Source organism: Ruegeria sp. H3, from assembly GCF_056533095.1.
Genome location: NZ_JBQFOD010000039.1, coordinates 1 through 1,049 on the forward strand (window position 1 = coordinate 1; position 1,049 = coordinate 1,049).

Sequence of the window (1,049 nt, forward strand, 5' to 3'; positions counted from 1 at the left end):
ATGGCAAAGGAAAAGTTTGAGCGTACAAAACCGCACGTCAACATCGGCACGATTGGCCACGTTGACCACGGCAAGACGACGCTGACCGCAGCAATCACCAAGTATTTTGGTGACTTCAAAGCGTATGACCAGATTGACGGTGCGCCGGAAGAGAAAGCGCGCGGCATCACCATCTCGACCGCCCACGTGGAATACGAGACCGACAACCGCCACTATGCGCATGTCGACTGCCCCGGCCACGCCGACTACGTCAAGAACATGATCACCGGTGCCGCTCAGATGGACGGCGCGATCCTGGTTGTGAACGCCGCTGACGGCCCGATGCCGCAGACGCGTGAGCACATCCTGCTGGGCCGCCAGGTTGGCATCCCGAAGATGGTCGTGTTCATGAACAAAGTTGACCAGGTTGATGACGAAGAGCTGCTGGAACTGGTGGAAATGGAAATCCGCGAGCTGCTGTCTTCGTATGAATACCCCGGCGACGATATTCCGATCATTGCAGGTTCGGCTCTGGCCGCGATGGAAGGCAACAACCCGGAAATCGGCGAAGAGAAGATCAAGGAACTGATGGCGGCTGTTGATGAGTATATCGACACCCCCGAGCGTGCTGTCGACCAGCCGTTCCTGATGCCGATCGAAGACGTGTTCTCGATCTCGGGCCGTGGTACCGTTGTGACCGGCCGTGTTGAGCGTGGCGTGATCAACGTTGGCGACGAGATCGAAATCGTCGGCATCCGCGACACCAGCAAAACCACCTGCACCGGCGTTGAAATGTTCCGCAAGCTGCTGGACCGCGGTGAAGCAGGCGACAACATCGGCGCCCTGCTGCGTGGTGTGGATCGTGACGGCGTTGAGCGTGGCCAGGTTCTGTGTAAGCCGGGTTCGGTTACACCGCACACCAAGTTCGAAGCCGAAGCCTATATCCTGACCAAGGAAGAAGGCGGTCGTCACACCCCGTTCTTCGCGAACTACCGTCCGCAGTTCTACTTCCGTACAACTGACGTGACCGGCACCGTGACCCTGGCGGAAGGCACCGAGATGGTCATGCC

Annotated in this window: 1 protein-coding gene; it reads left to right on the plus strand. The window is 58.6% G+C overall.

From position 1 onward, the window contains the following. Positions 1-1,049 (plus strand): elongation factor Tu (tuf, locus tag ACR0JE_RS19615; RefSeq protein WP_480865362.1); only part of this gene is annotated, 1,049 nt, incomplete at both ends.